The organism is Aeromonas sp. SrichE-2G (genome assembly GCF_017939565.1).
GTDB lineage: Bacteria > Pseudomonadota > Gammaproteobacteria > Enterobacterales > Aeromonadaceae > Aeromonas > Aeromonas taiwanensis.
This window is the reverse complement of sequence record NZ_JAGKRG010000004.1, coordinates 774,938-801,227: the sequence shown is the minus strand read 5'-3', so window position 1 is coordinate 801,227 and position 26,290 is coordinate 774,938. Positions and strand designations below refer to the sequence as shown.

General features: G+C 56.9%; 21 protein-coding genes and 1 pseudogene. 11 read left to right on the top strand and 11 right to left on the bottom strand.

The window, feature by feature from the left end; genetic code table 11:
* Positions 1–25: 25 nt before the first annotated feature.
* The 8 genes and pseudogenes from pseB (at position 26) to J9885_RS05670 (ending at position 7,096) form a co-directional block, all read left to right on the top strand.
* Positions 26–1,030, top strand: coding sequence for a UDP-N-acetylglucosamine 4,6-dehydratase (inverting) (gene pseB, locus J9885_RS05705; protein ID WP_210548397.1), 1,005 nt, complete (start codon positions 26–28; stop codon positions 1,028–1,030).
* Complete coding sequence (gene pseC, locus J9885_RS05700; protein WP_210548396.1) at positions 1,027–2,172, top strand: UDP-4-amino-4,6-dideoxy-N-acetyl-beta-L-altrosamine transaminase; 1,146 nt, start codon at positions 1,027–1,029, stop codon at positions 2,170–2,172. The genes pseB and pseC overlap by 4 nt, the downstream gene beginning before the upstream one ends.
* Before the next feature lie 57 nt (positions 2,173–2,229).
* On the top strand, positions 2,230–2,937 hold the full coding sequence (gene pseF, locus J9885_RS05695; RefSeq protein ID WP_210548395.1) for a pseudaminic acid cytidylyltransferase: 708 nt from the start codon (positions 2,230–2,232) through the stop codon (positions 2,935–2,937).
* A 113-nt stretch (positions 2,938–3,050) separates the two neighbouring features.
* Positions 3,051–3,326 carry a hypothetical protein gene (locus J9885_RS05690; RefSeq protein ID WP_210548394.1) on the top strand — a complete coding sequence of 92 codons (276 nt, stop codon included), beginning with the start codon at positions 3,051–3,053 and terminating at the stop codon, positions 3,324–3,326.
* On the top strand, positions 3,327–4,271 hold the full coding sequence (locus J9885_RS05685; protein WP_210548393.1) for a hypothetical protein: 945 nt from the start codon (positions 3,327–3,329) through the stop codon (positions 4,269–4,271).
* Positions 4,253–4,816 (top strand): UDP-4-amino-4,6-dideoxy-N-acetyl-beta-L-altrosamine N-acetyltransferase, encoded by a 564-nt coding sequence (pseH, locus tag J9885_RS05680; RefSeq protein ID WP_210548392.1) that lies wholly within the window; start codon positions 4,253–4,255, stop codon positions 4,814–4,816. Before J9885_RS05685 ends, pseH begins: the two co-directional genes overlap by 19 nt.
* Positions 4,813–5,853, top strand: a complete 1,041-nt coding sequence (pseI, locus tag J9885_RS05675) for a pseudaminic acid synthase (RefSeq protein WP_210548391.1) — start codon at positions 4,813–4,815, stop codon at positions 5,851–5,853. Before pseH ends, pseI begins: the two co-directional genes overlap by 4 nt.
* Before the next feature lie 127 nt (positions 5,854–5,980).
* Positions 5,981–7,096 (top strand): annotated as a pseudogene (locus J9885_RS05670) (IS3 family transposase).
* A gap of 183 nt (positions 7,097–7,279) precedes the next feature.
* Here the strand turns inward: J9885_RS05670 and J9885_RS05665 are convergent.
* From J9885_RS05665 to J9885_RS05630, 8 genes are all read right to left on the bottom strand, one after another.
* Entirely contained in the window at positions 7,280–9,364 is a 2,085-nt protein-coding gene (locus J9885_RS05665; protein ID WP_210548390.1) for a 6-hydroxymethylpterin diphosphokinase MptE-like protein, read from the bottom strand.
* Between the two features lie 11 nt (positions 9,365–9,375).
* On the bottom strand, positions 9,376–9,669 hold the full coding sequence (locus J9885_RS05660; protein WP_210548389.1) for a hypothetical protein: 294 nt from the start codon (positions 9,667–9,669) through the stop codon (positions 9,376–9,378).
* Positions 9,666–10,079, bottom strand: a complete 414-nt coding sequence (gene fliS / locus J9885_RS05655) for a flagellar export chaperone FliS (protein ID WP_128343407.1) — start codon at positions 10,077–10,079, stop codon at positions 9,666–9,668. The genes J9885_RS05660 and fliS overlap by 4 nt, the downstream gene beginning before the upstream one ends.
* 37 nt (positions 10,080–10,116) lie before the next feature.
* Positions 10,117–11,505: a flagellar filament capping protein FliD gene (gene fliD / locus J9885_RS05650; RefSeq protein WP_210548388.1), complete on the bottom strand. Its 1,389-nt coding sequence runs from the start codon at positions 11,503–11,505 to the stop codon at positions 10,117–10,119.
* A gap of 30 nt (positions 11,506–11,535) precedes the next feature.
* Entirely contained in the window at positions 11,536–11,952 is a 417-nt protein-coding gene (locus tag J9885_RS05645; RefSeq protein WP_210548387.1) for a flagellar protein FlaG, read from the bottom strand.
* A 38-nt stretch (positions 11,953–11,990) separates the two neighbouring features.
* Entirely contained in the window at positions 11,991–12,926 is a 936-nt protein-coding gene (gene flaB, locus J9885_RS05640; RefSeq protein WP_210548386.1) for a flagellin, read from the bottom strand.
* A 623-nt stretch (positions 12,927–13,549) separates the two neighbouring features.
* The gene (locus J9885_RS05635) at positions 13,550–14,488 is read right to left on the bottom strand and encodes a flagellin (protein ID WP_210548385.1); all 939 of its coding nucleotides are present in this window, start codon (positions 14,486–14,488) and stop codon (positions 13,550–13,552) included.
* Positions 14,485–14,871 (bottom strand): hypothetical protein, encoded by a 387-nt coding sequence (locus J9885_RS05630; protein ID WP_210548384.1) that lies wholly within the window; start codon positions 14,869–14,871, stop codon positions 14,485–14,487. The genes J9885_RS05635 and J9885_RS05630 overlap by 4 nt, the downstream gene beginning before the upstream one ends.
* Here J9885_RS05630 and J9885_RS05625 point away from each other — a divergent pair.
* Positions 14,870–15,502 (top strand): trimeric intracellular cation channel family protein, encoded by a 633-nt coding sequence (locus J9885_RS05625; RefSeq protein WP_210548383.1) that lies wholly within the window; start codon positions 14,870–14,872, stop codon positions 15,500–15,502. The two genes, J9885_RS05630 and J9885_RS05625, sit on opposite strands and share 2 nt — an antisense overlap.
* 113 nt (positions 15,503–15,615) lie before the next feature.
* Positions 15,616–16,008: a hypothetical protein gene (locus J9885_RS05620; RefSeq protein WP_043761519.1), complete on the top strand. Its 393-nt coding sequence runs from the start codon at positions 15,616–15,618 to the stop codon at positions 16,006–16,008.
* 68 nt (positions 16,009–16,076) lie between these two features.
* Here J9885_RS05620 and thiI read toward each other — a convergent pair whose 3' ends face one another.
* Complete coding sequence (gene thiI, locus J9885_RS05615; protein WP_210548382.1) at positions 16,077–17,525, bottom strand: tRNA uracil 4-sulfurtransferase ThiI; 1,449 nt, start codon at positions 17,523–17,525, stop codon at positions 16,077–16,079.
* 164 nt (positions 17,526–17,689) lie between these two features.
* Here thiI and J9885_RS05610 point away from each other — a divergent pair, with 164 nt between their 5' ends.
* Positions 17,690–18,649 (top strand): hypothetical protein, encoded by a 960-nt coding sequence (locus tag J9885_RS05610; RefSeq protein ID WP_210548381.1) that lies wholly within the window; start codon positions 17,690–17,692, stop codon positions 18,647–18,649.
* Positions 18,650–18,742: 93 nt separating this feature from the next.
* On the opposite strand, the gene pbpC is transcribed toward J9885_RS05610, so the two are convergent.
* Together pbpC and J9885_RS05600 are read right to left on the bottom strand one after the other, a co-directional pair.
* The gene (gene pbpC, locus J9885_RS05605; RefSeq protein ID WP_210548380.1) at positions 18,743–21,142 is read right to left on the bottom strand and encodes a penicillin-binding protein 1C; all 2,400 of its coding nucleotides are present in this window, start codon (positions 21,140–21,142) and stop codon (positions 18,743–18,745) included.
* Between the two features lie 10 nt (positions 21,143–21,152).
* Positions 21,153–26,009, bottom strand: a complete 4,857-nt coding sequence (locus J9885_RS05600; RefSeq protein WP_246876797.1) for an alpha-2-macroglobulin — start codon at positions 26,007–26,009, stop codon at positions 21,153–21,155.
* Positions 26,010–26,290 lie beyond the last annotated feature (281 nt).

Sequence of the window (26,290 nt, the reverse complement as noted above, 5' to 3'; positions counted from 1 at the left end):
ACTCACTCCATAACGGGACAATGACATGTTCAACGGAAAAACGATCCTGATCACCGGGGGTACCGGCTCCTTTGGCAAGAAGTTCATCGAGATGGTTCTCTCCCAGTACACGCCGAGCCGTTTGATCGTGTATTCCCGTGATGAACTCAAGCAGTTCGAGATGCAGCAGCGCTTCAACCATCCCTGCATGCGCTACTTCATCGGCGACGTGCGCGATGGCGAGCGCCTCGACATGGCCATGCACGGAGTGGACTTCGTGGTTCATGCCGCCGCCCTCAAGCAGGTGCCAGCCGCCGAGTACAACCCCATGGAGTGCATCAAGACCAACATCCATGGCGCGGAAAACGTCATCAAGGCGGCCCTCAACAACGGCGTCGAGAAGGTGATCGCCCTCTCCACCGACAAGGCGGCCAATCCGGTCAACCTCTATGGCGCTACCAAGCTCTGCTCCGACAAGCTGTTCGTGGCCGCCAATAATATGGCGGGCAAACATCCCACCATCTTCTCGGTGGTACGCTACGGCAACGTGGTCGGCTCTCGCGGCTCCGTGGTCCCCTTCTTCGACAAACTGATCCGGGAAGGTGCCAGCAGCCTGCCCATCACCCATGCCGAGATGACCCGCTTCTGGCTCACCCTGCCACAGGGGGTGGAGTTCGTGCTGACCAACTTCGCCCGCATGAAGGGGGGGGAAGTGTTCGTTCCCAAGATCCCGTCGGTGCGCATCACGGATCTGGCAAGCGCCATGGCGCCGGACCTGCCCCAGGAGATCATCGGCATCCGCCCGGGAGAGAAGCTGCACGAGGTGATGTGCCCGGCCGACGACTCCTACCATACCTATGAGTTTGACAACTACTACGTCATCGCCCCCAGCATCACCTTCAATCACCGTAACGATGACTTTTCTATCAGTGCTGCAGGAGAGCAGGGTTACAGCGTGCCTATCGGATTTGAATACAATTCTCTCAATAACCCAGTCTTCATGTCCCAAAGTGAGTTGCAACAACTCAACAAGGAGGTATTGGCGGAATGATCCCTTATGGCAAGCAGGACATTTCGGCGGCAGATATAGCTGCAGTCACTGCTGTACTAACCTCCGACTTCTTGACTCAAGGCCCGAAAGTCGCCGAATTCGAGCAGGCACTCTGTGCCTATACAGGGGCTAGATATTGCCTGGTAACTGCGAGTGGCACTGCTGCCTTACACTTGGCGGTTGCAGCTATGGGATTTCCCGAAGGTAGTGAGGGCATCACCACGCCCAATACCTTTGCTGCCACAGCAAACAGCATGGCGTACTGTGGTATCAAGCCTGTATTCGCCGATATAGATCCCGTCAGCTATAACCTGTCCCCTAGCTCAGTATCGGCCCGTATAACTTCAGCCACTCGGTTACTCAGCCCTGTTCATTTTGCAGGTCAACCTGCGGACATGCCGGCTCTTTCCCTCATCGCCAAACAACATGGTCTAAAAATCATCGAGGATGCGGCCCATGCGATTGGCTCCTGCTACGCCGATGGTAGTCCGGTTGGCAGTTGTCGCTATTCGGATGCCACCATCTTCTCATTTCACCCTGTAAAAACTCTTACTTGTGGTGAAGGGGGGGCAGTGATGACGAATGACCCTACCTTGTATCAGCGCATGTTGCTGCTACGCAGCCATGGCATTACCAAAGATCCTGCTCTAGTCAGCCAACAACCGGGGCCCTGGTATCACGAGATGCAGACCCTAGGCTGGCATTACCGCATGACTGACATGCAGGCGGCTCTGGGCTTAAGCCAGTTGCAACGCCTAGACCTGTTCAAGGCGCGCCGCCGTACCCTGGTAGCGCAATATAATCAGGTACTGGCAGAACTTCCCTGGCTTAAGACTCCCCAGGAAATGGAGGGGCTCTCCTCTTGTTTCCATCTCTATGTGGTAGAAATCGATTATGCAGCTATTGGTAAGAACCGCAGCGAAGTCATGGCTTCATTGATGGCTGACGGCATTGGCACTCAGGTTCACTATATTCCTGTGTATCATCATCCTTGGTATCGTGAGCAATATGGAGACAAAACAGGATCATGTCCGGTAGCAGAGCATTATTATCAGCATTGTCTCTCTTTGCCTCTCTATTTCACTCTGAGTGACGAAGAGCAGAGCCATGTAATCCAAGCTATACAACGCTTGGCCCGCTAGTCAGAAAATACTGTGTATCACTCTCGACAGCACGACCTCGATGACATGGAAACTCCTATGACCACAGCACAGACCCTGGCCATCATCCCTGCTCGGGGAGGAAGCAAACGCATTCCGGGTAAGAATATCCGTCCTTTTGCTGGTGTTCCTATGATTGTGCATTCAATTAGAGCTGCACAGGACGCGGGCTGTTTTGATCAAATCATCGTCTCAACCGATGATGAACTGATCGCAGAAGTTGCTCTTCAGTACGGTGCAAGCGTACCATTTATCCGCCCTCCTGATTTAGCCGATGACCATGCGGGAACCCAAGAAGTAATTGCACACGCAATCAACTGGGCAAGAGAAGAGGAATGGCAGCTCGGTCCTGTATGCTGTCTATATGCCACAGCGCCCTTCATCCAGGCACAGGACATGCTCAAGGGACTGGCGATGCTTCAAAAGGGCGGCCACGACTTTGTTTTCAGTGCCACCGCCTTTGATTACTCTCCTTACCGTGGGTTCATACAATCCGGACAAGGAGTTGAGATGCTGTTTCCTGAGTGCTTCCCTATCCGATCCCAGGATCTGCCACAAGTGCTGCATGATGCGGGACAATTCTACTGGGGTACTCCAGAAGCTTGGTTAAAGCAACAAGTCTTATTTGGTCCTCATGCCAGTCCATTACTGCTACCTAGCCATCGCGTACAAGATATTGACACCCCTGCTGATTGGCACAGAGCTGAACTGCTGTGGCAACTGCTCCAGCAGGAGAATATGGCATAATGACTTTCTATTTTTTCCCTACAACATCGGAGAATACTCTGTCCTTGCACATATACCGTGAAGAGAGGACTAGTTGCAGGTTGAGTTATGTGAGCTATCTCACGACCCATTCCATGATTAAGAAAATACGTCGACTCGATACCCTACTCCAGCGATTGAGCCCCCCGAGATGGCTGCTCAAAATCAATCTCATTCAGGAGCTGTGCAAGCGGGGCATCCTCAGCCTCGGCAGTCACAACCTGAACCTTACCCACGGCGAAGAGGATGTCCAGACCCTCTTGGCCGTCTACGCCGAGGTCCTGCCGGCGCTTATCCGCCTGGACGCGGACAAGGCCATCCATCAGGCTCTGGACGGCGAACCCATCCAGCCGGTATTCAAGGTGCGCTGAGTGCTGCCACTGTGGATTTTCAGTGAAGGGGACAAGGCCCGTGGTCTCGGTCACCTCAGCCGCTGCAGCGCCTATGCGCAGGCCTGGCGACAACAGGGGGGCGCCGTCCACTGGGTGGTGGACGGCGATGCGCTTGCCAGCACCCTGCTCGAAGGGGAGTCCGTCAGCTGGGGTCGCTGGCAGCAGCAATCCATCCCCCCGCAACAGGCGGTCGCCATCGTCGACTCCTACTCGGCCAGTCTGGAGACGCTGCAGAGCATGACAGCGGGATTTGTGCGAGTGATGTACCTCGATGACACCGAACGGCTGGATTACCCCCAGGGGCTGGTGATCCACGCCTGCCCCGGCGCCCCGGGCACCCCATCCGGCTCCGCCACCTGGCGGTGGGGACCGGGCTGGCAGCCCCTTCGCCCCCCGTTCTGGTCCGTGCCTCCTCGCACTCGAGTCTCCGAGCGCATCGAGCGCATCCTGATCATCATGGGGGGAACCGACATCCGCGACCTGACGCCGAGTCTGGTGGCCTTGCTGCACCAGCACGCCCCGGATGCCGAGTTGCACGTCGTCAACCGGGAACCGGATCCCCGCCTGCGGGGATGCCAGCAACATCACAACCTCGACGCCACCCAGATGGCGGATCTCATGTGTCACTGCGATCTGGCCATCAGCGCAGCCGGGCAAGCGGCCTATGAGCTCGCCCGCTGTGGCTTGCCTGGCATGCTGATCGGCGTCGCCGACAACCAGGCCAACCAGCTGGCGGGCTGGTGCGGCCCTGATGCCTTTCTCTCTGGGGGATGGTGGCATGATCCGGCCTTGCTCTCCCGCCTGGAGCTGGGGCTGTCCAGGCTGGCGGTATCGGACGAGCGTGCCAGACGGGCGCACAGATTGCAGGCACTCATGGCAGGTAACGGCACTCTGGAGGCACTCGCATGGCTCAACCAGGCCTAGTGCTGCAGCAGCGCTTCAATCTAGCCGGGATCCACCTCATCCCCTTCGCCATGCTGGACGAGCAGCAAGTAGTCACCGTCTGGCAGATGCGAAACCATCCTGATATTGCGCGCTGGATGAACAGTGGTGGTGACATCAGCCTGGAGGCACATCTCACCTTCATGGCGCGTCAGTCTGAGGACACTCGCAACGTCAACTATCTCTGCCTGGACGAGAAAGGGTCTGCCGGTGTCATCTCACTGCATCGGCTCGACTGGCACAACCGCCTGGGCTGGCTCGGGATCTATCGCAATCCCTTTCGCCCCGACAAGGGGCTGGGCGCCCGCCTGCTGGCCACCGTCAATCGGCTCTCCTTCGAGGTCGCCCAGCTTCACACCCTCAAGCTCGAGGTCGCGGCCGACAATGAAAGAGCCATCCAGGCCTATATGCGAGCCGGCTTTCGCCATGAAGGCGCCTGGCGAGAGGCCGTCAGCCGCCCCCAGACAACCAATTATGTCGATCTCGTGCTCATGGGGATCACTGAACAGGAGTGGAAACATCCATGACCCAAGCCATGGCTAACGTCATCAATCCGAATCGATGCTTCATCATTGCAGAGCTGTCGGCCAATCACGGCCATGACCTGGCAACGGCCCTCGCGACAGTGCGCGCGGCCAAGGCGTGCGGGGCCGATGCCATCAAGATCCAGACCTATACGGCCGACACCATCACCCTTGACTGCGACAATCAGTACTTCCAGATCAATCAGGGCACCCTCTGGGATGGCACCACCCTCTACAAGCTCTACCAGGAGGCCTATACCCCCTGGGAGTGGCATGCCGCCATCCAGGCGGAAGCGCACAAGGAGGGGCTCATCTTCTTCTCCACTCCCTTCGACCCCAGTGCCGTCGATTTTCTGGAGGCTCTCGACGTCCCTCTCTATAAGATCGCCTCGTTTGAAATCACCGACATTCCTCTGATTGAGTACACCGCCAGCAAGGGCAAGCCGATGATCATCTCGACCGGCATCGCCACCCTGGCCGACATCGATGTCGCCGTGCAGGCCTGCCGCCGCGTGGGCAATCACGACATCACATTGCTCAAGTGCACCTCCTCCTACCCCGCCCCGGTGGAAGAGGCCAACCTGCTCACTATCCCCAATATGAGGCAGACGTTTGGTGTCCAGGTGGGATTGTCCGACCACACCCTGGGAGAGGCTGTCGCCATGGCCGCCGCCGCCCTGGGCGCCCGCGTGATAGAGAAGCACTTCATCCTGGATCGTGCGCTGGGAGGACCGGATGCCTCCTTTTCCATGACACCTGACGAGTTCACCCATATGGTCGAAGGGATCCGGCAAGTCGAGGCCGCCCTGGGAGTGGTCAACTACCAACTCAACGACAAGACGCTGCGAAATCGGCAATTTGCCCGCTCCCTCTTCGTCTGCGAGGACATGAAAGCGGGGGATACCTTCACGTCCCGTAATGTGCGCTCCATCCGGCCTGCCCACGGGTTGCCCCCGGTTCATCTTCCCTCCCTGCTGGGGCGCCGTGCCAGCCAGGATATTCAGGCCGGCACGCCCCTGGCCTGGTCATTGGTTTCCTAAGGCTTTGTCCTAATTACCTGTTGCATGAGGCGCCCTAGCGCCTCATGCAAACACATCTTTGTAGTGGTCTAATCATCCCGGACACCATTTTAGGTGGTAGAGTCGCCACCATAATCTGAGGTGTTCAATGACAAGATTGCGTCGCTCATTTACTGCCGAGTTCAAACTGGAAGCCGCATCCCTGGTGGTCGACCAGGGGTATTCAGTCCCCGAAGCCAGCCGTTCGCTGGATGTCGGTGAAACCGTACTTCGCCGCTGGGTTCAGCAGCTTCAATCCGAACGCAGTGGCACTACCCCAATCAGCAAAGCGCTGACTCCGGAGCAGCAGAAAATCCAGGAGCTGGAAGCCCGTATCAACCGGCTCGAGCGCGAAAAGGACATACTAAAAAAGGCTACTGCTCTCTTGATGGCGGACGAGTTCACACGTACGCGCTGATAGATCGATTAAGGGAGCAAGCCCCCATCACCTTGGTCTGCTGCGCTTTTGATGTTCCCACCTCCTGTTTTTACGACTATTTAACCCGCAAGCGGACGATTAACCGTGAGCGGATGAAACAACGCAGCGAGTTGCGCCGTTTGTTCAAAGAGAGCCGGGATTCCGCAGGCAGCCGCGCCTTGATGTGGATGATGCGAGAGCTGGGGTATCAGATTGGCCGATTCAAAGTCCGTAACCTGATGAAGGAAGCTGGGCTGGCATCCAAACAGCCGGGCGCACACCGTTATAAGGTTGCATGCTCTGAACGACCGGATATTCCGAAGCTGCTGGCCCGCGAATTTGATGTTCCGCAACCCAATCAGGTGTGGTGTGGCGATATCACCTACGTCTGGGCGGGTGGTCGTTGGCATTACTTAGCAGTGGTGCTTGACCTTCATACCCGGCGAGTCGTGGGCTGGGCGATGTCTGACAAGCCTGATGCAGAGCTGGCAATCAGAGCACTGGAGATGGCCTATCAGCAGCGGGGTTGCCCATCCGGTGTGCTGTTTCACTCCGACCAGGGCAGCCAATATAGCAGCCGGGCATTTCGGCAACTGCTGGGACAATGCGCCGATGGAGCGACTGTTCAGGAGCCTCAAGACGGAATGGCTTCCGACCACGGGGTACATGAGCCTGCGGGAAGCAAAGCGGGATATCAGTTACTACCTGATGGATTACTACAACTGGCGGCGCCCACATCAACACAATGATGGGATAGCGCCAGCAGAAGCCGAAAAGCGGCTTAACTATGTGTCCGGATTTAGTTGACCACTACAAATTTGAATTCTTCCGTGTAACATTGCTGTTTGCTCATAACACCTCCTGAATGACCTCAGTTTGAGGCTCTTGAGGTGTCTAGGAAAGTAGGGGCGATTCAGAGTAAACAAGACACCGGTTTGAGGCCGGTGTCAGGTGATAACTAGATCTGTACAATCTTTGTACTTTTAAATGTTAGCATTCAAATAGCCCATGTTCTTTTCTATCAACACTACTTAGCGCATAAACATATTTACCTTTCATAGCCGAGAAGTATTCCACCATGATTTTTATAATATCATTTATTGTTTTGTATAAGTAATCACAAGCTTCAAATCTATACAGAGTAGAAAGTATGACACTAAATGAATAATTGATTGAACCACTCAAGCATCTATATATATGCTCATAACCATGAACTCTCATCGCAAGAAGGTAATCACGAACCTGCATCATGTTCGATACAATGTCTTCCCTAGTCGAGAAGCATTTATTCCAGTCTCGCGTAAACAAATCAATAAAGTCATTAAACAACTCTACATTAAAATTCCCATTCAATTGTTCGATATCTATATTCATAGGTTTGTATATGTCGTTAGCAATGTGATTTAATAGGCTGCTTTTATCACACTCAACATCACCAACTGAGACGTCATCTATTTTTTTCGGCACAGCCCCTCTTATTTTAGCGCCATCTGAACAGTTATAGAAATTGACATCCGCATGTGCCTTAATAAGATTTTCCATAACGTTTTTTGACGTTATCATCATATTTGTTGTTTCAACTTCACCACCAAAATTACCAGGCACAAGATGATTGCTTTTTTTATTTACCTGAACAGATAATTTTTCTTTTGGATTACCTTTATCATCAAAATAAAAGCTGAGTTTAGAGTGGTGATGAGCATTGCTCTTATATCCATTATCAACACCAAATAAATATATGTTTCTAAAACCTAGACGACATGCAGTTGCCAAGCCGGTGTTCCCTACTAATGGATTAGCTGAACTAAGAATGTCTCTAGTACGTGCAACCGAAAAATGCATATTAATAAGAGAGAGGCCAGGCTCAAATGGCTTGAAAGCCAAACCAATTCTATCAAATTGTTTGGCACAATCAGGATGGATGACATCGACACTTAAAAAAACTATTCCTTTTAAGTATTGGTCATCTTTTAATAATAAATGTGAGTCAGGTATAATCTTAGTTCTTTCAACCTGTACATGAATATCAGGCTTTATACCTGCCTTATATAGTGAAGATAGTGCGCTACCACAACTTAGTAAAATCACTTGGTTTTGACAGGCTCTTAATTTATCTATAGCAAAGTCAAGAGATGGCCCATTACCAATTATAAAAACTGGAGTATTTCTCCATTTATCATCCAACGACTTTCCTTTGACAAGAAAAGGAATATTTTTTCTTATATTCTCAACGCAATGTGACAAGGCAATAACATTGTCATCAAAAAAGCCCCACCCACTTGTCAAGAAGAAAAACTCCTGCTTAGTTCTAGCAATCAGGTCCATTATCTCATCACTTTTATAGTGCCAGAAACCAACACTTGCGGCTGAAAGATAGGAGCCTACTTTTGCCGAGGCAGCAGTAATATCTTGTATTACTTCATCTTTTTTTTGCCCAAGAAAAATATGAATACTGAGCCCTACTTCATTGAGATGTTCAAGCAGTGTGTGCCAGTCAAATGTAAATAAAGATGCATAAAAAAGATCGAAATTCGGTTCAATAACAAAGAGAACTCTAGGACTGCATTGTTCATATAGGTAAGATAATTGATACCCTAGTCCAACTCCGAACATAAGCATCAGGGGGATATCTGTCCCGACCTTGCTGATTGGCATCAGTTTTTCAGACGCAACATCCCGAACTTTCATCATTTTATTCATGTAATCCACATGAATAAAATCGATTGGATTATCTTCTTTTGAAAACTCTATCGTCTGAATAGACCCTGGACTGTTTAAAACTCGTCCAATCTGATCTTTACATTCTTGATAAGGATCGTCACCATAAAATGGCATGCTCGAATCATTCCAGCGCAAGTTAGGAATGCCATTTTCACCGCAAAAAAAACTGAACCCCCTCTCTGGATTATATGACTTGAATTGTTCATATATAGTTGGAACATACTTTTCGAATGCGGCCATATTCATTTCAAACCTAGTCGGAAGCACTTCCAGCATCGCTTGCTCTTGTTCTTGTTGAGCGCGCAGGCGTCCTAGTTCAACTTCCAGAGAGTTTATCTTGCTTTCGAAGTCCATATTAAACCTGCTTACCTTGAGTTTGCCTTATATATGTTACTTACTTTTTCTGCGGACAGGAGATTTTTAATTTGTTGCTCAAGCTTATATTTTTCACTTTCGACTAATGACCGCAATTTACTTTCTCGTTCTAACTCTGTAGCCGCTACACTAACAATGCCCTCTGATATATTTCCGGCATCGATAATACTTTTCAATATGCAAAGGCGTTTATCTTCAATTTGATGAGCCAACTCAATATCCTGAGCCAAGATGGCCTGTTCAAGCTGATGACTCAATGCAGACAAGAGACTGTACTTGCTCATATAGTGGCCTTATTTTCCAAAGCCTGTTTGCGTTCTTTTTCTGGGATAGCATCCCAACCACTTTTAATTGTAATCATTAGTGTACTTACTTCATCTAACGGTACTACGTCCATATTACGACTAGAGTCCAATAGGCGTTGCTTCATATAATCGTAAAGTGAGAACAAATCCTCAGGTACTTTACCGTATGAAAGATCCAACGCGTCCTGCAAACCGTTAAGCAATGCCATACTTTTGGAAATTGCAATAGATTTATTTTCAAAATCCCTGCGCTCTATTGCCCCTTTCGCTTGAGCAACACGTTCAATACAGCCTTGCATCATCAACTGAATAACACGATAAGGATCAGCCACAGCCATCTCAGCTTGAAGACTTTGGGTTGTGTAAGCTTTGATATTTTTGCGATACATGATTTTTCCTCCTCACTCGGAAGCGCCAAAATACAACTCAGGATGATGAGTTAGAGGTATTAATAAGACTTAGATAGGATGCCGACTGGTTCATTTTGGCAAGCAAAGTATCCAGACCACCATAACGAGCCCGTAAACTGGCCTCGTATTTCACCAGCTGTGCCGTGGCATCTGACTCTTTTTGCGCCAGCGTTCGCAAATCAGAATTGAGAGAGTCTTCTCGTTGAGCAAGCAACCCACCCGTTTTGGAGTAGTCTTCCAAAGAGGTGGCCAGTTGGCCAGCAACCCCTTTCTCGCCACCAAAAATTGCAACTACCTGCTCGAAGTTTTTATCCAATGCTTCATCAAATTTTTCACTATCAAGAGAGAGCACTCCCTTGTTATCCATCTTTATCCCAAGCTGGAAAATGGTATCAAACACATTCGAGTTGTCAGATGGGGCGATGAGAATACTGCTCATCTGATTCACGACACTCCGAGTCACTGAGTCACCAGCCAAGGCCCCTCCATCATCCTGGCTCTGACCGGCAACAATGCTGTTACGCTTGCCTAACGCATCTGCCTTGCTGACCAAGGTGTTGTAGCCATCAATGAAACTCTTGATCATTGACTTGATGCCATCTTTATCCGTGGTGACATCAACCTTGTTGGACTTTACATTCCCATCAGTGTCTTTATCCGATTCACGCAGCACAGTCACCTTCAACCCCATGATGGTGCCATCAAACGTATTGGTATCACTACTGAGAGGGCTGCCATCAACCGTGATTTCGGCGTTGCTGGCGCTCTGAGTTTTGGTTAGGGAAGAAGCAAAACTGGTCATGCCCGCGGTGCTGCCCGTAATTTGCAGATCTTTCCCGGTACCGCTCACACCTGAATCCATCACCAGCTTGGCCTTGCCATCCGCAGTATTAATGATGTTGGCAGTCAAACCAAAATTGTCACCGTTATTATTGATTTTCTTACGAATTGTTTGCAGGGAATCGCCAGCCTTCACCTCTACATTGAATTTCTTGTCTCCAGCGGTAAAGGTGAGGGTGCCGTCTTCCGTTGCCAGCGGAGTGGTCGAACTGTCAAAGGTTCCTTCAAACTTGCTGGTCGTCGCCAACTTATTGACAGTTATGTTGTACTGACCATTGGAAGCACCAGCCTTGCTCTCCACCTTGAGGATGGGGTCATCCTTGTCCTGGGTAATATTGATGGCGCGCTTGTTGAATGCATCCGTCTTTGCCATCTCTTTGAGGGTCGTGACATAAGAAGCAATCGCAGACTTCAACTGGCCCACCCCGGAAAGAGTGATCTGGGCGTTGGTCTTTTTGGTTGTAATCGGTTGTTGGAGCTGTGCCTTTCTGGCGTTCAAGCTGGCAGAGATCACACTCTCCAAATCGATTCCAGACCCAGCCCCTGCTGATGTTATCGTTGCCATTGTCTAGCTTCCTCATTCGTCGTAAACGGCTTATATTTCGCTGTCAAACAGCAAACCAACCCTTGGGTTGGCCCCCGCCTCGCCTTGCACCAAAGCCTGGATCCGCTTGTTGATAGCAATGAGCTCTTCGCTGGGGATCTGACGGATCACCGTTCTGGTATCAGCATCCACTACCTTGATAACTACCTGCTCCAGCTCTTTTTCCATGCTGAAGTTCACGGTCCAGCCTTGCTCTCGAACAAACTCCTGCAAGTTCTGTACCTGTTTTTTGAGGTCAGCGTCGCTCTGCTGTACCAACTGGGCCTGTTCTTGCTTGTCTTGCTGCTCGCCCCTGTGTGTGTATTCCGTTACACCAGAAAGTGATTGAGCGGCCACTTGGCCGCTCTTGTCACTTAGCTGTACGGAAGCACCACTGGTAGATGACAGGTTTCCAAGTTCAGTTGTCATCTTTTCTCTCCCATATCAATTGTGCTTGCTAAGGCCCATTAACCGAGCAAGGACAGTGCAGACTGCGGCCGCTGGTTGGCTTGCGCCAAGATGCTGGAAGCCGCCTGTTGCAGGATATTCTGCTTGGTCATGTTGGCGGTCTCGGTCGCGAAGTCCGCATCGCGGATACGAGAGCGCGCTGCACTCAGGTTTTCAGAGATATTGGACTGGTTGCGAATGGTTGAATCAAAGCGGTTCTGTACCGCCCCCAATTCTGCTCGCTTGCTGTCGACTGCCTGGATCATGAAATCCAAATTAGCCATTGCCAGCTGTGCGCTGGAACCTGTAGAACCTGATATGTCATCAATATCAGCCCATGTCACTTTTGATGTACTAGCTGTTGAAACAGCCACAACCCATGCATCTGCTCCCGTTGAATTTGTACTTGTAATCGCTGTGACGCTGGCACTGGCCTTCGTCGCATCGGCAATACCGGACATGGTAAAAGCTGTGGTCATTTTGAAGGAGATGGTCTGACCGGCATCAGCCCCCACTTGGAAAGACCCCTCGTACTTGCCGCTCAGTAACTTCTGCCCCCCAAAAGTGGTATCGCCTGCGATGCGATTGATTTCTGTGGTCAGTTGCTTGTATTCCGCTTGTAACGCATCCCGATCATCAGCATTGTTTGAACTATTTGCAGATTGCTGCGCTAGGGTTCGCATCCGTTGCAACATGGAGGTGACTTCATCCATAGCTCCCTCGGCAGTCTGGGCGACCGAGATACCGTCGTTGGCGTTACGGTTGCCTTGGTCCAGACCGTTTATCTGGGAAGTCAAACGGTTGGAGATTTGCAGACCCGCTGCATCATCCTTGGCGCTGTTAATGCGCAGGCCGGATGCCAGACGGGTGTAGGAAGTGTCCAGTGATTTGTTGGTGTTCATCAAGTTACGCTGGGCGTTCAGTGATGAAGTGTTGGTATTGATATACATGGCCATAAAAATGATCTCCTGATGAACAAGGAACTGCGGGCCCTGCAGATGTCATAGACAACGCGGTTCCCACCGTTCAGATGGACAGATTGAACGGTCTGTCTCATCTGGCGGGTCCTCTGTTTGAACGGACATAGGACCCGCAGTTGCGCAAATGCTGGATTTCCGAACACCCCTCAATTTGCTTCATGTTCTGTAACGGCAGCCCCATCGGAAGCTTTAGGAAATTTATTGCCGCAATGCTCAACAAAGTGGCAAGCACTGTCCGCTCGAGACGGAAATGGCAGTAGAAGCCGTGAGCACCACCCCTTCTTCTCTGTGCTATTGTTCCCCTTCATAAAGCCCAAGGATGTCACATTAGTTGGCACGAATTATGCTTTTATTTTTGCTGTCAGGTTTCTGGCGCCCATAAAAAAGGCCGACAAAGTCGGCCAAAGAAGAGCTTACGCTCAGGAGAACAACCTCGAGGATGACAGAGTGAACGATCTGCACAACACTCGAGGGGTATACCAAGAAGAGAACTTCTCTTTCGATAGAACAAGGCGTAATTCCGAACACCCCATTGTTCCATCTTGTTTACCAGGGCGGCCTGAACAACCGCCCTTTTTTTTTTCTCAGACGTTGCAAACTTAGCCTTGCAGCAGGGAAAGCGCAGACTGCGGGCGCTGGTTGGCCTGGGACAAGATGCTAGAGGCAGCCTGTTGCAAAATGTTCTGTTTCGTCATGTTGGCGGTCTCGGTTGCGAAATCCGCGTCACGGATGCGCGAGCGAGCAGCACTGACGTTCTCCGAGATATTGGACTGGTTGCGAATAGTGGAATCGAACCGGTTTTGCACAGCACCAAGTTCAGCACGTTTGCTGTCCACTGCCTGGATCATGAAATCCAAATTAGCCATTGCAATCTGTGCGCTGGAACCTGTAGAGCCTGATATGTCATCAATAGCAGCCCATGACACTTTTGATGTACTGGCTGTTGAAACAGCCACAACCCATGCATCTGCTCCCGTTGAATTTGTACTTGTAATCGCTGTGACGCTGGCATTAGCCTTCGTCGCATCGGCAATACCAGACATGGTAAAGGCGGTGGTCATCTTGAAGGAAATAGTCTGACCCGCATCTGCACCCACCTGGAAGGTACCGTTATAGTCCCCAGCCAGCAGTTTCTGTCCACCAAAGGTGGTGTCGTTGGCAACACGATTGATCTCGGTAGAGAGCTGCTTGTATTCAGCCTGCAGAGCATCTCTATCATCCTTGTTGTTAGAGCCGTTGGCAGACTGCTGAGCGAGAGTCCGCATACGTTGCAACATAGAAGTGATTTCATCCATGGCACCCTCCGCAGTCTGGGCAACAGAGATGCCATCGTTGGCGTTTCGGTTGCCCTGATCCAGACCGTTGATCTGGGAGGTCAGACGGTTGGAAATCTGCAGACCTGCCGCATCGTCCTTGGCACTGTTGATGCGCAGGCCGGAGGCCAGACGGGTGTAGGAGGTATCCAGGGATTTTGTGCTGTTCATCATGTTACGCTGAGCGTTGAGCGATGAAACGTTGGTATTGATATACAGACTCATGACTTTTCTCCTAAGCTATTAAAATTTATCTTTAATTCACTCAGGCTTTCTTTTGTTTTGTGCCTGATATGTTTAGTTAACGGCGTCTTTTCGTGAGACTTTAATTTCTTTTTTCTGCCTTTATGGCAGTAATCGCCGCCTAACCTATATATCGGCCTCAATCCCACACCCTTGAGGAAAAATTCGGGATTTTTTCCCGCCGTGCGCACCCAGCCCATGGGCAAAGGGGCGGATCCCGCGCCAGACAAGGCGAGGCGGCCATCCAGGTCACGTATCCAGAAACCGGCGCTGGCTCTCACTTTTGCACTCCTCCATTGTTCATCCCCACGGCTTGCCCCTAAAATCGCCGCCCCATCATCTATTGGACGTGAGTTGTTCTCCATGCAGACTCTGGTTGAGCAGATTGTTTACATCAGCGACATGTTTGGTACTGCGGTATTCGCGTTTTCGGGGGTATTGGTGGCCGGGCGGCTCAGGATGGACGGTTTCGGTGTCATGGTGCTGGCCGCGGTGACCGCCATCGGCGGCGGCACCATCCGCGACATGATCCTGGGGGCGACCCCGGTGTTCTGGGTGCGCGACACCCTCTATATCTGGGTAGTGATCGCCACAGCGCTCATCGGCATGTGGATGGTCAAGTTGCCCCGCCGCATGCCCTGGTATGTGTTGCCGGTGGCCGATGCCTTCGGGCTGGCGCTCTTTACGGTCATTGGTGCCCAGAAGGCGCTCAATTTTGGCACCTCCGGGCTGATTGCCGTCCTCATGGGGACCATGACAGGGGTGGCGGGTGGCATGATCCGGGACGTCCTGGCCCGGGAGGTACCCATGGTGCTGCAAAAGGAGATCTACGCCACCGCCTGCATCCTCGGGGGCATCCTCTATACCCTGTCACTGGAGGTCGGAATGGAGAGGGTGAGCGCCATGCTCATCAGCATGCTGGGGGTATTCGGCCTGCGCGTGGCGGCCATCTACTGGCATCTCTCCCTGCCCACCTTCTCGCTGCAGCGCAACTGAACCGGTCAGGGGGGGCCAGCGCCCACCCTGACCGGGGCGAGATTGAACCAAGTCCGCTTTTCTGTTGTCATACAGGAGTCGTTTCAATCCGGACTCTCTCAATGCATTCTCTCATGCAAAAACTTGGGCTCATTACCACGCTTGTTCTGATGACGGTCGCGGCGGCTCATGCGGGGGCACAGACCCTGTTCGGGCGTCTGGCATCCACCCCGGTGCAGCAGTTCAACCAGCAGATCCGCCAGGCGAGCAGCAGCCAGCAAAGCTGGGTCAACGACTATCGTGAGGTGGCTCGCCGGTTCGTCGGCCATGAAGACGTGCCTACCCGTATCCATGCCCAGCAGCTGGACAACGATCTGGTGCTCTCGGTGGCCCTCGACGGCCAAAGGAGCGACATCCTCTATATCCTGACCCTGTTTCGCAGCAACAATCTGTGGCAGATGCGTCAGGCCGAAATGGGCTGGCGCTGCCAGGGGCAATCCACCTTTACGCCCGTCCCCTGCCCCTGACGTCATCCCGAGTGAAATAAAAAAATCCGGCACATGGCCGGATTTTTTATGGGCGGAGGTTCACCGGATCAGGGGCGATAGACCTTGACGTTGGCAAAGCCCTTCTCTTTGAGGTAGAGCGCCTGCAGCTTGCTCATCACGCCGCGGTCGCAATAGAGCAGGTAGGTCTTCTCCTGGGGCAGATCGCCAAAGACGGTGGCCAGCTTGAAGAAGGGGACATGGATCACTTCATGCCCCTCAACCACCAGCGGTTTCTCGTCGTGTTCGTCCATGGAGCGGATATCCAGGATCACCTCGTTGTCGGTGGTCTCTGCTGTGGTTTCTACTTCCTGCACTTCGGCGGCAGTCTCTTCACCGATACGACGGATGTCGAGGTAACGGGCCTCGGCCACTACCTTGTCCAGAATGGCAAAGTCGAAGTTGGCCTCTTCCGCCTCGATGCGGGCCAGATCCGCCTTCACGGTCGGCTTCTTGGAGATGACACCGCAATACTCCGGCATGGTCTCGGCGAACTCCAGGGTGCCGATGCGGCGGGCTTCGCTGATGATGTCCGGCTTGTCCCAGGTGATGAGGGGGCGCAGGATCACCTTGTCGGTCACCCGGTCGATGACGTTCAGGTTGGTCAGGGTCTGGCTGGAGACCTGGCCCACACACTCACCGGTCACCAGGGCCGGGATCTGGAACTCGTCAGCCACCTTGGCGGCGGCGCGCATCATCATCCGCTTAAGCACCACCCCCATCTGGCCGTTGTCGATCTTCTCGAGGATCTCGGCTACCACGGGCTCGAAGTCTACTGCGGTGAAGCGCACCCGGTGGGAGGAGCCGAAACGGTTCCACAGGTGATAGGCCACCTGCTTGACGCCGATCTCGTGAGCGGCGCCGCCCAGATTGAAGAAGCAGTAGTGCACCCGGCAGCCGCGCTTGATGAACTGGAAGGAGGCCACGCCGGAGTCAAAACCGCCGGAGAGCAGGCTCAGCACATCTTCCTGGGTGGCGATGGGCATGCCGCTTAGCCCCTGATGGATGGCGCTGACGATGAACAGCTCTTCGCCGTCGATCTCGAGGTTGATCTTCACGTCCGGGCTCTTGAGGCGCACGCCGTTGCTCACGCAGTGCTGGTTCAGGCCACCACCCACATAGCGTTCGATCTCGAGCGACGAGAACTCGTGCTTGCCGTGGCGCTTGGCGCGCACGCAGAAGGTTTTCCCCTCGAGCTGGTCACCCCACACGGCTTTCACCTGCTCGAAGATGTCGTGCAGGTCGGTAAACTTGCTCGCCTGCACCTCGAGGAAGGCCTGAATGCCGGGAATACAGGCCAGGGCTTCGATGGCCTGTTCACGGAACTGGTCATTGCGGGAGCTCACGATCAGCTTGTCCCAGTCCATCCGCACCCGGGCGTCGTCGTCGAAGCGTCGCAGGACGTTGCGGATGTTGCCCTGCAGTATCTTGATGAAACGCTGGCGAACCGACTTGCTCTTGATGGTGATTTCCGGGAACAGCTTGATAATGAACTTCATGGTAATGACTCGGGTGACCTTGATTTAAGGGCGCGAATTATATCAGAACTTTGTGACCAGCGCCTACTGGATGAGCGGTTGCTCACATTCCCCCACGCAATGTTTGCCGCACCCTGGCCATCTTGCGTATATTCCCCAACCTGCGCCCCGGCAACACGACACCCATGAAAACCCATATCTACTACCCCGGCATGGAAGTGCGGGATGACCTCTGGCTCAAGTTTGCCCTGCTCTACCTGGAACGGCTCGCCTTCGTCTTCACCGTGAGCGAAAAGAGCGGTCTCACCGCCCTGCTGGAGACCCTGCGCCGACAGACCGACCTGCTGGCCGAACCGCCCGAGCCTGCCTTCTTTGCCGCCATCACCCCCCAGATAGAGAGTCAGATTGCCGGCCTGGTCACCCCCGACTTCGTCCGCCACAAGGTGTTTGGCAACAAAGAACTCATCGCCCGCTGGCGCATGCCAGCCAACCACGACTGCTTCTGCCCCGCCCAGGCCGGCCTTGAGCAGTTGCACGGGTTTTGCCTCGCCCACGGCTTTGCCAGCCGGGACGAGGGGGGGATCAGGATGGCGCGGCGCTTCGCGAATCTGCTCTCCATGCGGCTCGCCCGCGAGTGGGCACTCGCCAATGAGGGGGCGCTCATCACGGATCACGACTATCTGGACCGGCTGCTCCATCTGCTCGAGTCCCGCTACCACAATCGCGGCGGCCAGGATTGCTTCCATCTCGAGATCCCGCTGCGAGTGCCCGCCAACTTAAGCGAGATCCCCTTTGCAGAGCTTATTGCCCTGCGCAGCCGCAGCGGCTTTCGCCAGCGCCTGGCCGAGTTTCATCAGGCCCTCGACGCCCTGCTCGCCATGCTGGGCAGCGGCTACGCCGAGCCCGCCGTGCTGACCCGCTTCGAGCAGGCCCAGCAGGGGCTCAACCCGCTGCTGGGGCCCGAGACGGTCAGCCTGCCGCTCACCACGCTCGTCAGTACAGGCTTACCAGCCATGGCAATGATCCACCGCCTCAAGGCGAGCCACCCCGGCAGCAACCTGGTGTTTCACCCCATCAAGAAGAGCCACTTCAACCAGCGCAAGAGTCAGCACTTCTTCACCCGGCTGGGTCAGGTCAAACCCTGACCCCCAGCCCCCTGCCGGGGAATCGACAATCAGCTGACGGCATCGGAGCCATTCCCGATGCCGTCAATATTCTGGCGCTTGCCCTGGAGCGCCTCAGGAGGGGTTTTCCAGCCGAAATTCGATGCGATCGCTGTTGCCCGCCTCGTCCACCACCACCAGCTGGTAGCGGCCCGCCTCGCTCAGCACCTGATCCCCGTCCCAGCGCAGCCGCTGGCCGTTGAGAAACCAGGCCGGCTTGCCGACACCGCCCAGCACCCTGGGCTGCAATCGGTAGCGCTCGCTGCGGATAAGATTGCCCTCCCCCAGCGCCAGGATGCGGATGGGGGCCTGCAACTCGGCGCTCTGCCCTTCCCCCGCGCAGCCCCTGGCAAGCAACGCCTGACGCCGCTCACCGGGTGAGCGCCACGGCTCCAGCGACAGCGGCCAGAGCGCCCGAAAAGCGGATTGCACCGCATCGGGGCATCGGGGCAGCGTCGGCTTGCCTTCGGCAGTCAGTGCGACCTGGCGCAGCGGCGAGGGCCAATCCATGGGATCCGGCAAGGTGGGGGGATCGCGCCCTTCCAGCAACCAGGCGCTCTGGCGCTGCAGACAAGTCTCAGGCAGGGTCGCGCTCACCCTGCGCCCCAGCGGCCAGCAAACTTCGGCCTCACTCACCGTGTTGGGCTGCATCGGCAGAGGGCTGTTGTCAGCCAGTCGCGAGTAGACGGAGAGCAGCAGCGGCACCGCCGCGCTCTGGCCGTAAAAACCGGGCATGGGGGTGCCGTCGGGGCGCCCCAGCCAGACGCCGATGGTCCAGCGACCGGAGACCCCCATCGCCCAGCTGTCGCGATAGCCGTAGCTGGTGCCGGTCTTCCAGGCCAGTCGATTGACCCGGCCGGTCGCCTCGCTGGCAAAGGGCTGATCCGCGCGTCCCTGCGCGCTCAATATTTGCCAGATGATCCAGGCCGCCCCCGGGCTCAGCAAGGGGCGCGATACCGCCTGCTGCCCTGCCAGCCAGACCGGCATCGCCACCTGCCCCTGCCGAGTGAGCGCACTGTATAGCGCCACCAACTGCTCGAGCCGAATGCCCGCCGCCCCCAGCGCGATGGCCGGGTTGGGCTTGTCGGAGAGGGCCAGCCGTACCCCTGCGTTGTCGAGGCGACTGACCAGCTTGTCCGGCCCAAACGCCTCCAGCACCTGCACCGCCGGTACGTTGAGGGATTGCTGCAGCGCCTGGGCGAGCGTCACCGGTCCCTGAAAGGCACCGGAAAAGTTGGCGGGGCGATAATCAGACCCGAGCCTTGGCGCATCGGAGAGAAGGGAAGCCGAGTGTACCAGTCCCTCGTCCATGGCCAGACCGTAGATGAAGGGCTTGAGGGTGGAGCCGGGGGAGCGGATCGCCTGCACCATGTCGAGGTAACCGTGACGGCGCAAATTGCCATACTCGGCGCTGCCCACATAGGCGCGCACCGCCATGGTTTTGTTGTCTACCAGCAGCAGGGCGGCGGAGGTCTGCTCGGGGAAGCGGCGGATATAGCTGGCCACCCGCCCCTCCAGCCAGCGCTGCAGATCCCCGTCGATGGTGGTGTGCACCAGCGCCCCGGCCTGATGGTCGGCGGCGAGGCGAGCAAAGAGCGGCGCCTCCATTGGCGTGAAGTGACCGCGAGCCAGCACAGGTTCGATGCGCCCCTCCAGCCACACCTGCTCGGGCCAGACGCCCTGCGCCACCAGCCGCTGCATCACCTTGTCGCGAGCCGCGCGAGCCCGCTCGGAATGCCGGTCCGGCCGGTTGCGGCTGGGGGCCTGCGGCAGTACAGCCAAGAGCGCCGCCTCTGCATGGGTCAGCCTGGCGGCGCTCTTGCCGAGATAGGCAAAACTTGCCGCCTGCACCCCCTCCAGGTTGCCGCCAAACGGGGCCCGGTTGAGGTAGACGGTGAGCAGAGTGCGCTTGTCATAGTGCCACTCCAGCTGCAGCGCACGGGCCATCTGGCGCAGCTTTCCGGGCACGCTCCTGTGGTAGGGCTCGATGAGGCGTGCCACCTGCATGGTGAGGGTCGAGCCCCCCGACACGGCCCGCCCGTAGCGCAGCCACTGCCAGACCCCGCGCACCATGGCCACCGGATTGACCCCGGGATGACGCCAGAAATGGCGATCCTCGTAGCCCAGCAGCGCCTCGATATAGCGGGGGGAGACTTGCTCCAGGGTCACGGGGTAACGCCACACGCCGCTGGTATCGGCAAAGGCGCGCAGCGGTCGCCCCTTCATATCGAGCACCACCCGCGCATAGGCCGGGTCGAGCGGCGGCGGCGGGAAAATCCGATCCAGCGCCAGCAATGACAGGAGCAGTGCTACAACTCCCAGCACCGAGAAATGCAGCCAGCGTGGCAGGCGACCAAGCCAGCGCCAGCCAGCGCGGCCACTACGACCTAATTTCAGCCAGCCACGCTGCCAGAAAGTGAGCCGGCGAACCCGCTCAAGGGAGGGGTCGTTGCCCAGAGGGCGTCTGCGACCCATCAAGCGCCAGCTACTCAGAGATGATCACCTCATGGATATCCTCGCCCACGGCCCTGAGCTCGGGCCGGTACATATCCTCCACCTGGGTCGGCGGCACCTGATAGCGACCCGGCGTCACCGCCCGCATCAGGTAGACCAGCTGCTGGTTGCTCCCCTCACTCAGATCCAGCGCCGCCGTGTAGCGGTCGTCGCGAAACTCCTGATGCTTGAGATAGTCGTTCCACTCGCTCTGCCACGCCGGTTTCCCCTCGATGGAGAGCTCTTCGAGCTTGATGCTGTTGCCAAGGGCCGGGTTCTCCAGCTCAAAGCCAGCGGGCACCATCTCCACCAGCAGGGCATCGGGCACCGCAGATTCGCTGCTGACATTGAGCCGCACAACCACCAGATCCCCCACCTTCACCTTGGCGGGATCAAAACGCTGACCATTGCTGTTGAACCAGCTGCGGGTCACGCTTATCCCCTGACTGACGCGCGCAGGCGCCTGCTCGGGGTAGCCGATCAGGGTGCGCTGCACATAGAGGGACCCCTTGCCCTCGTTGGTGACGGTACTCGCCGCCAGCGCCTCGGGGGCCCCCAGCTGCAACGGGGCCGAACCGCTCAGGGATCCACTGCCAAGAGAGGAAGTCACCCTGGCCTGCCAGTCGACGGCCGGATCGACGCGGGCGAGTCGCAGCAGGGCGAGCCGCTCCTGGGTGCTGAGCCATTGACGGTGAGCCAGGGTAGCGGCCACCTTGGCACTGATGGCCGGCCAGCGCTCCGCAGCCAGCTTGTGCTGGCGCAGCAAGGAGAGCTCAAGGGCCTGATCGCGTAGCGGCGAGCCGTAATCCCCCAGATAGTCATCACCGCGCTCGATCGTCTGCGCCCGGCTGAGGGCCTTGGCCGCGTTCTGCTCATCCCCCATGGCCGAGAGAGCCAGCGAGAGGTGCAAGAGCGGCAAACCGGAGCGGGCGTGATCGGCCTGCTGCTCCCAGATAAGCCGCAAGGTAGCGAGTGGCGCCTTGCCCACCCGGGCCAGCACATAGGCGCTGTAGGCCTGATAGGCCAGTCGGCTGTGCTCGGGGGCACTGCTCCAGCGCTCGCCGTACTGACTGTCGGTGAGATAGTTTTGCAACCGGTTCAGCGCCTGATTGAGCATTGCCTCCGGCACTGCGTCGCCCGCTTCCTTGCGCGCCAGCAGGTAGTCGGCGGCATAGGCGGTGAGCCACTGCTCCTCGTCGGAGCGGCCATCCCACAGGCCAAAGCCGCCGCTGGGCAGTTGCAACCGCTGCAGCCGCTGCAGCAGAGCGCGTTGCACATCCGCCTCGCTCGCTGCTTGCTTGCCCTCTGAGGGTTTGCTCCAGGTGGCCCGCTCATCCGCCGTGGTCAGCAAGTAAGGCCAGGCCCGCGACAAGGTCTGCTCCAGACAGGCGTAGGGGTAGTCGGCCAGCGCCTGCCACTGGCCTGCCGGATCCCAGGGGGGAGTGCCGGAGAGGCTGAGCAGCCCCTGCAGATTGGCGCGATCCAGCCCGACCAGCTCAGCTGGCGCAAAGCTCATCTGCTGGCCGGGGGCCAGCATCTGGTGACGCTGGCGAGTCTCGGCCGGCCAGGGGGAGCGCAGCGGCAGAGTCCAGTCGCGGCTGATGGCAAAATCCTTGCCGCTGGCCGCCAACTGCAGGCTCGCCACGCCGCTCGCCCCGGTCACGGTGAGCGGCAGGGTCAGCCACTGCTCTTCGCCATTTTTAAGGGACAGAGTGCCGGGCAGCTCGCCATTTGCCTTGAGCCCGCCGTTGAGGGTCCAGGCAAGGGAGAGGGTCTGATCCTCGCCGCTCATGTTGCGCAGCTGCACCAGCGCCCGGGTCTCATCCCCTCTGGCGCCAAAGCGCGGCCAGCCAATCTCGGCCACCAGGGGAGCCACCACCTTGACGGCGCGCTCGGCCTCACCTACTTGCTGTTCGTTCCAGGCCAGCGCCATCAGCGCCAGCTCGCCATTGAAGTTGGGCAGTTCGAGCGGGATCACCGCCTTGCCCTGCTCATCAAAACTCACCTCGCCACTCCACAGCGCGGCGATCTGGACCCGGCTCTCCAGCGCGCCACCCTTTTTCAGCGGCGCCCGATCGCCGCCGTAGTTGAGGCGGGCCAGCTTGCCATCCTGCGGCGGGATCACTTGCCCGTAGTTGTCGAACAAATCTTGGGAGAAGCGCTTGCGACCAAAGAAGATCTCGAACGGGTCGAGCGGCTGGTAGTCGCTGATATTGAGCACGCCCCGATCGACCGCGGCCAGCACCACGCGGCCCTGACTGTTGGGGGTGGAGGTGGCGGTCACCTCCAGTCGGGTAAGCGGCACCGCTTTATCAGGCGCGCTCAGGGTGAGCGGCAGACGGCGCGCTTCCCGATCCAGAGTGAGCGGCACCAGCCCAACCGAGCGCAGACTCTGCCCTTGCTGGCTACTGACCGGCTTGGAGGCGCTGTCTGGCGCGGCGATCTGGGCCGAGATATGCAAGTCATGGCGCTGCCACTCGGGACTGACCGGGATCTCGAACTCGCCGCGGGCATCCTTGGCATCGCCACCGGCCCCCTTGAGTTCAATACGCTGCCACCAGCGCAGGCCGTCGCCATCTTCCACCATCAGCAACCCCTTGCCGGGGCGCGGGGCCACCAGGGTCACCTTGGCCTTGTCACCCGCCTGATAGGCGCGCTTGTCGAGGGTGATGGCAATCTTGTCGGGCCGCGCCTGCTCGCCACCGCCGCCCCAGGCGTAGCTGCCGATCTCCACCCGCAGGCTGGATTGATGGCCCTGACTATTCTCCACCTCCAATCGATACCAGCCCGCCGCCAGCGGCAAACTGAGCGGGGTCGGCCCCTTGCCATCTAACTGCAGGGTCTGCTCCTGTTCCAGATAGGGCTGGCTGTTGAACTCGTACTTCCACCCCTCCCCATCGGCGTAGTGCCAGTAGTAGTCGCGGTACTCGTTGATAAGGCGCACCTTCACCGCCCCCGCCACCGGCTGGCCTTGCTCATCAAGGTTGAGGATCTGGAAGGGGAGCGGCTTGCCCCCCTCTACCCGATCCGCCACGAAGTCGGCCTTGAGGGCCGGCCACTGGCTGCCCATGGGCCAGCCATACTGGGTGCGGCTACGATTGACGGCGCGGCCACCGGGCTCGGAGAGCGACACCCGATAGGCCACCTCCAGCGGCCCGAGGGCGCGCACCCCATCTAGTTCATCTTGCAGCGAAAAAGTCCCCTGCCCCTGCGCATCTAGGGTGAGATTGAGAGGCTCGAGATCCCTGGCCTGCTCGGCGAGCAGCACGTCACCCAGCGTGAACTCCTGCCACTGGGTAAAGGGCATGGTGGCGCGGCTGATCTTCACCTCTGCCTTCGCCTTGGTGGCGCTCGCTGGCGCACCGTAGAGATAGTCCCCTTGCAGCGGCAGAGTGAGGGCGGCGTCCAGACTCGTCACTTCCCCATCCGGCCCCTTGCCCAGCTGTAGCTTGAGCCGCTCCGGCAGAAATTCCTCCACCAAGAAAGGCCACTCGAAGCGGCTACCGGCGGCGGTCTTGAGGTTGATGGTCCAGCGCCCAAGCGGCGCATCATCCGGCAGACGCAGGCCGTAGTGGGCGGCGCCAAGGCTATCGGGCAGCAGCCGTTTCTGCTCGAGCAGCTGGCCGTCCGGCTGCTTCACCTCCAGCTCCACCGCCATCCCCGGCAGCAGCTGGCCATCCTGCCCCTTGAGCAGGATCTCGCTGTCGAGCCGCTCGCCGGGGCGATAGAGGTCACGCCCGCTAAAGAGATACAACTGCTGGGCCTGCCAGGGCTGGGTACCGAGATCGAAGGTGGAGAGATCGAGCGCCGCCCCGTCGAGGCGCAGCACCGCCAGATGGTTGCCCTGCTCGGCCAGCAGCAGGCGGGCCCCCTGCACCTGATCGAAGCGGCGGTGACCGCGGTTGTCAGTCTGCTGCACCTGCAGCCGGTTGCCCTTCTCGTCGAGCAGGGAGAGCTGCACATCCTTGAGGGGATCGGCGCTCGCCAGGGAGCTCACGAACACCTCCAGCTGATCCCGGTAGCGGCGGGCACTGAGGCCCATGTCACTCACCGCGAAATAGGTGGTCTCCTTGCGCCAGTCGTAGTTGCCAAGGGGCGACATCACCGTAAAGTAGACGCCGGCCTCGGCCAGCTGCGGCTCCTTCACGTTGATGAGGCGGGTCTCCCGCCGGTTGGCATCGAGCGCCAGCCCATAGCGACCGCTGAACACCCGCTTGGCCCGCTGGGTGATCTGCTCGAGATCCCAGTTGCCCATGCCGGCGCCGGGGCGATACTCGGCCAGAAAACGGGGCAGATATTCCGCATCAACCCGGAAGAAGTCGATATTGACCTCATCCACGTTGACCGCGCTGATGGGCAGACGCAGCTCGTCGCGCAGCGGCAATACCATGCCGCTCGCGGTAAACGAGGCCCCCGCCTCCAGCGGCCGGGTCTTGAGGGTCCAGCTCTGGGAGGATGGGCCCAGCCCCGCCTTGAGGCTCACCTCATAGCGCTTGTCGGGCTGGACGTTCGGGAAATAGAGGGTGCGGCCATCGTCGGCGAGGATCCACTCCCCCTGCACCTGCTTGCCCCCTTCACTGACCCCGAGCCAGCTCTGCCAGCTTGCCTTGGGGGTCAGGGGGCCGGAGAAGACCAGCGCCAGCGCCGGGGCATCCCGATACTGGCGGGCATTAGCCTGTACCACGGCGTTCGGCGCCCCGTCGACCGGCTGCGCGGTCGTGTCCGTGGTCGATGCCTTGTCTGCGGGCTTGTCCTGGCCGCAGCCGGTCAGCAGCAGGGCGAGCAATCCGACCAGCCACCAGGAGAGACGAGGAACACGAGAGTGAGGGCAGGGTATGAGGGGGCGCATAGATTCCATCCCAAATTGAGTCGCCACCAGCGCAGCGCAGGAGCCAATAGGATAAACCCCCATCCCGTGAACACCAAATGCCCGGACAGATCATGGATACAAGCCGGATGAACACACATTTTTCACACCCTGCACTCATCGTGCCCACTCTGGCCGGTTCGGCTTCTGGCATTTCATTTTATATATGCAAACTTGTTCCTCTTTTCTGAACGCAGGCTAGACTGGAAACAATTGTTCACTTGTACTACGCAAGGGCATTACATATTATTTGCCCTAGCAGG

What these genes read in the sequence shown, in the direction of transcription:
- J9885_RS05660 (WP_210548389.1), bottom strand. Translation starts at nt 9,669, where the DNA reads ATGAGCAAGTACAGTCTCTTGTCTGCATTGAGTCATCAGCTTGAACAG.
- fliS (WP_128343407.1), bottom strand. Translation starts at nt 10,079, where the DNA reads ATGTATCGCAAAAATATCAAAGCTTACACAACCCAAAGTCTTCAAGCT.
- J9885_RS05630 (WP_210548384.1), bottom strand. Translation starts at nt 14,871, where the DNA reads ATGGAGAACAACTCACGTCCAATAGATGATGGGGCGGCGATTTTAGGG.
- flaB (WP_210548386.1), bottom strand. Translation starts at nt 12,926, where the DNA reads ATGGCCATGTATATCAATACCAACACTTCATCACTGAACGCCCAGCGT.
- J9885_RS05620 (WP_043761519.1), top strand. Translation starts at nt 15,616, where the DNA reads ATGCAAAAACTTGGGCTCATTACCACGCTTGTTCTGATGACGGTCGCG.
- J9885_RS05635 (WP_210548385.1), bottom strand. Translation starts at nt 14,488, where the DNA reads ATGAGTCTGTATATCAATACCAACGTTTCATCGCTCAACGCTCAGCGT.
- thiI (WP_210548382.1), bottom strand. Translation starts at nt 17,525, where the DNA reads ATGAAGTTCATTATCAAGCTGTTCCCGGAAATCACCATCAAGAGCAAG.
- pseI (WP_210548391.1), top strand. Translation starts at nt 4,813, where the DNA reads ATGACCCAAGCCATGGCTAACGTCATCAATCCGAATCGATGCTTCATC.
- pseB (WP_210548397.1), top strand. Translation starts at nt 26, where the DNA reads ATGTTCAACGGAAAAACGATCCTGATCACCGGGGGTACCGGCTCCTTT.
- J9885_RS05665 (WP_210548390.1), bottom strand. Translation starts at nt 9,364, where the DNA reads ATGGACTTCGAAAGCAAGATAAACTCTCTGGAAGTTGAACTAGGACGC.
- pseF (WP_210548395.1), top strand. Translation starts at nt 2,230, where the DNA reads ATGACCACAGCACAGACCCTGGCCATCATCCCTGCTCGGGGAGGAAGC.
- J9885_RS05600 (WP_246876797.1), bottom strand. Translation starts at nt 26,009, where the DNA reads ATGCGCCCCCTCATACCCTGCCCTCACTCTCGTGTTCCTCGTCTCTCC.
- fliD (WP_210548388.1), bottom strand. Translation starts at nt 11,505, where the DNA reads ATGGCAACGATAACATCAGCAGGGGCTGGGTCTGGAATCGATTTGGAG.
- J9885_RS05645 (WP_210548387.1), bottom strand. Translation starts at nt 11,952, where the DNA reads ATGACAACTGAACTTGGAAACCTGTCATCTACCAGTGGTGCTTCCGTA.
- pseC (WP_210548396.1), top strand. Translation starts at nt 1,027, where the DNA reads ATGATCCCTTATGGCAAGCAGGACATTTCGGCGGCAGATATAGCTGCA.
- pseH (WP_210548392.1), top strand. Translation starts at nt 4,253, where the DNA reads ATGGCTCAACCAGGCCTAGTGCTGCAGCAGCGCTTCAATCTAGCCGGG.
- pbpC (WP_210548380.1), bottom strand. Translation starts at nt 21,142, where the DNA reads ATGGGTCGCAGACGCCCTCTGGGCAACGACCCCTCCCTTGAGCGGGTT.
- J9885_RS05610 (WP_210548381.1), top strand. Translation starts at nt 17,690, where the DNA reads ATGAAAACCCATATCTACTACCCCGGCATGGAAGTGCGGGATGACCTC.
- J9885_RS05690 (WP_210548394.1), top strand. Translation starts at nt 3,051, where the DNA reads ATGATTAAGAAAATACGTCGACTCGATACCCTACTCCAGCGATTGAGC.
- J9885_RS05625 (WP_210548383.1), top strand. Translation starts at nt 14,870, where the DNA reads ATGCAGACTCTGGTTGAGCAGATTGTTTACATCAGCGACATGTTTGGT.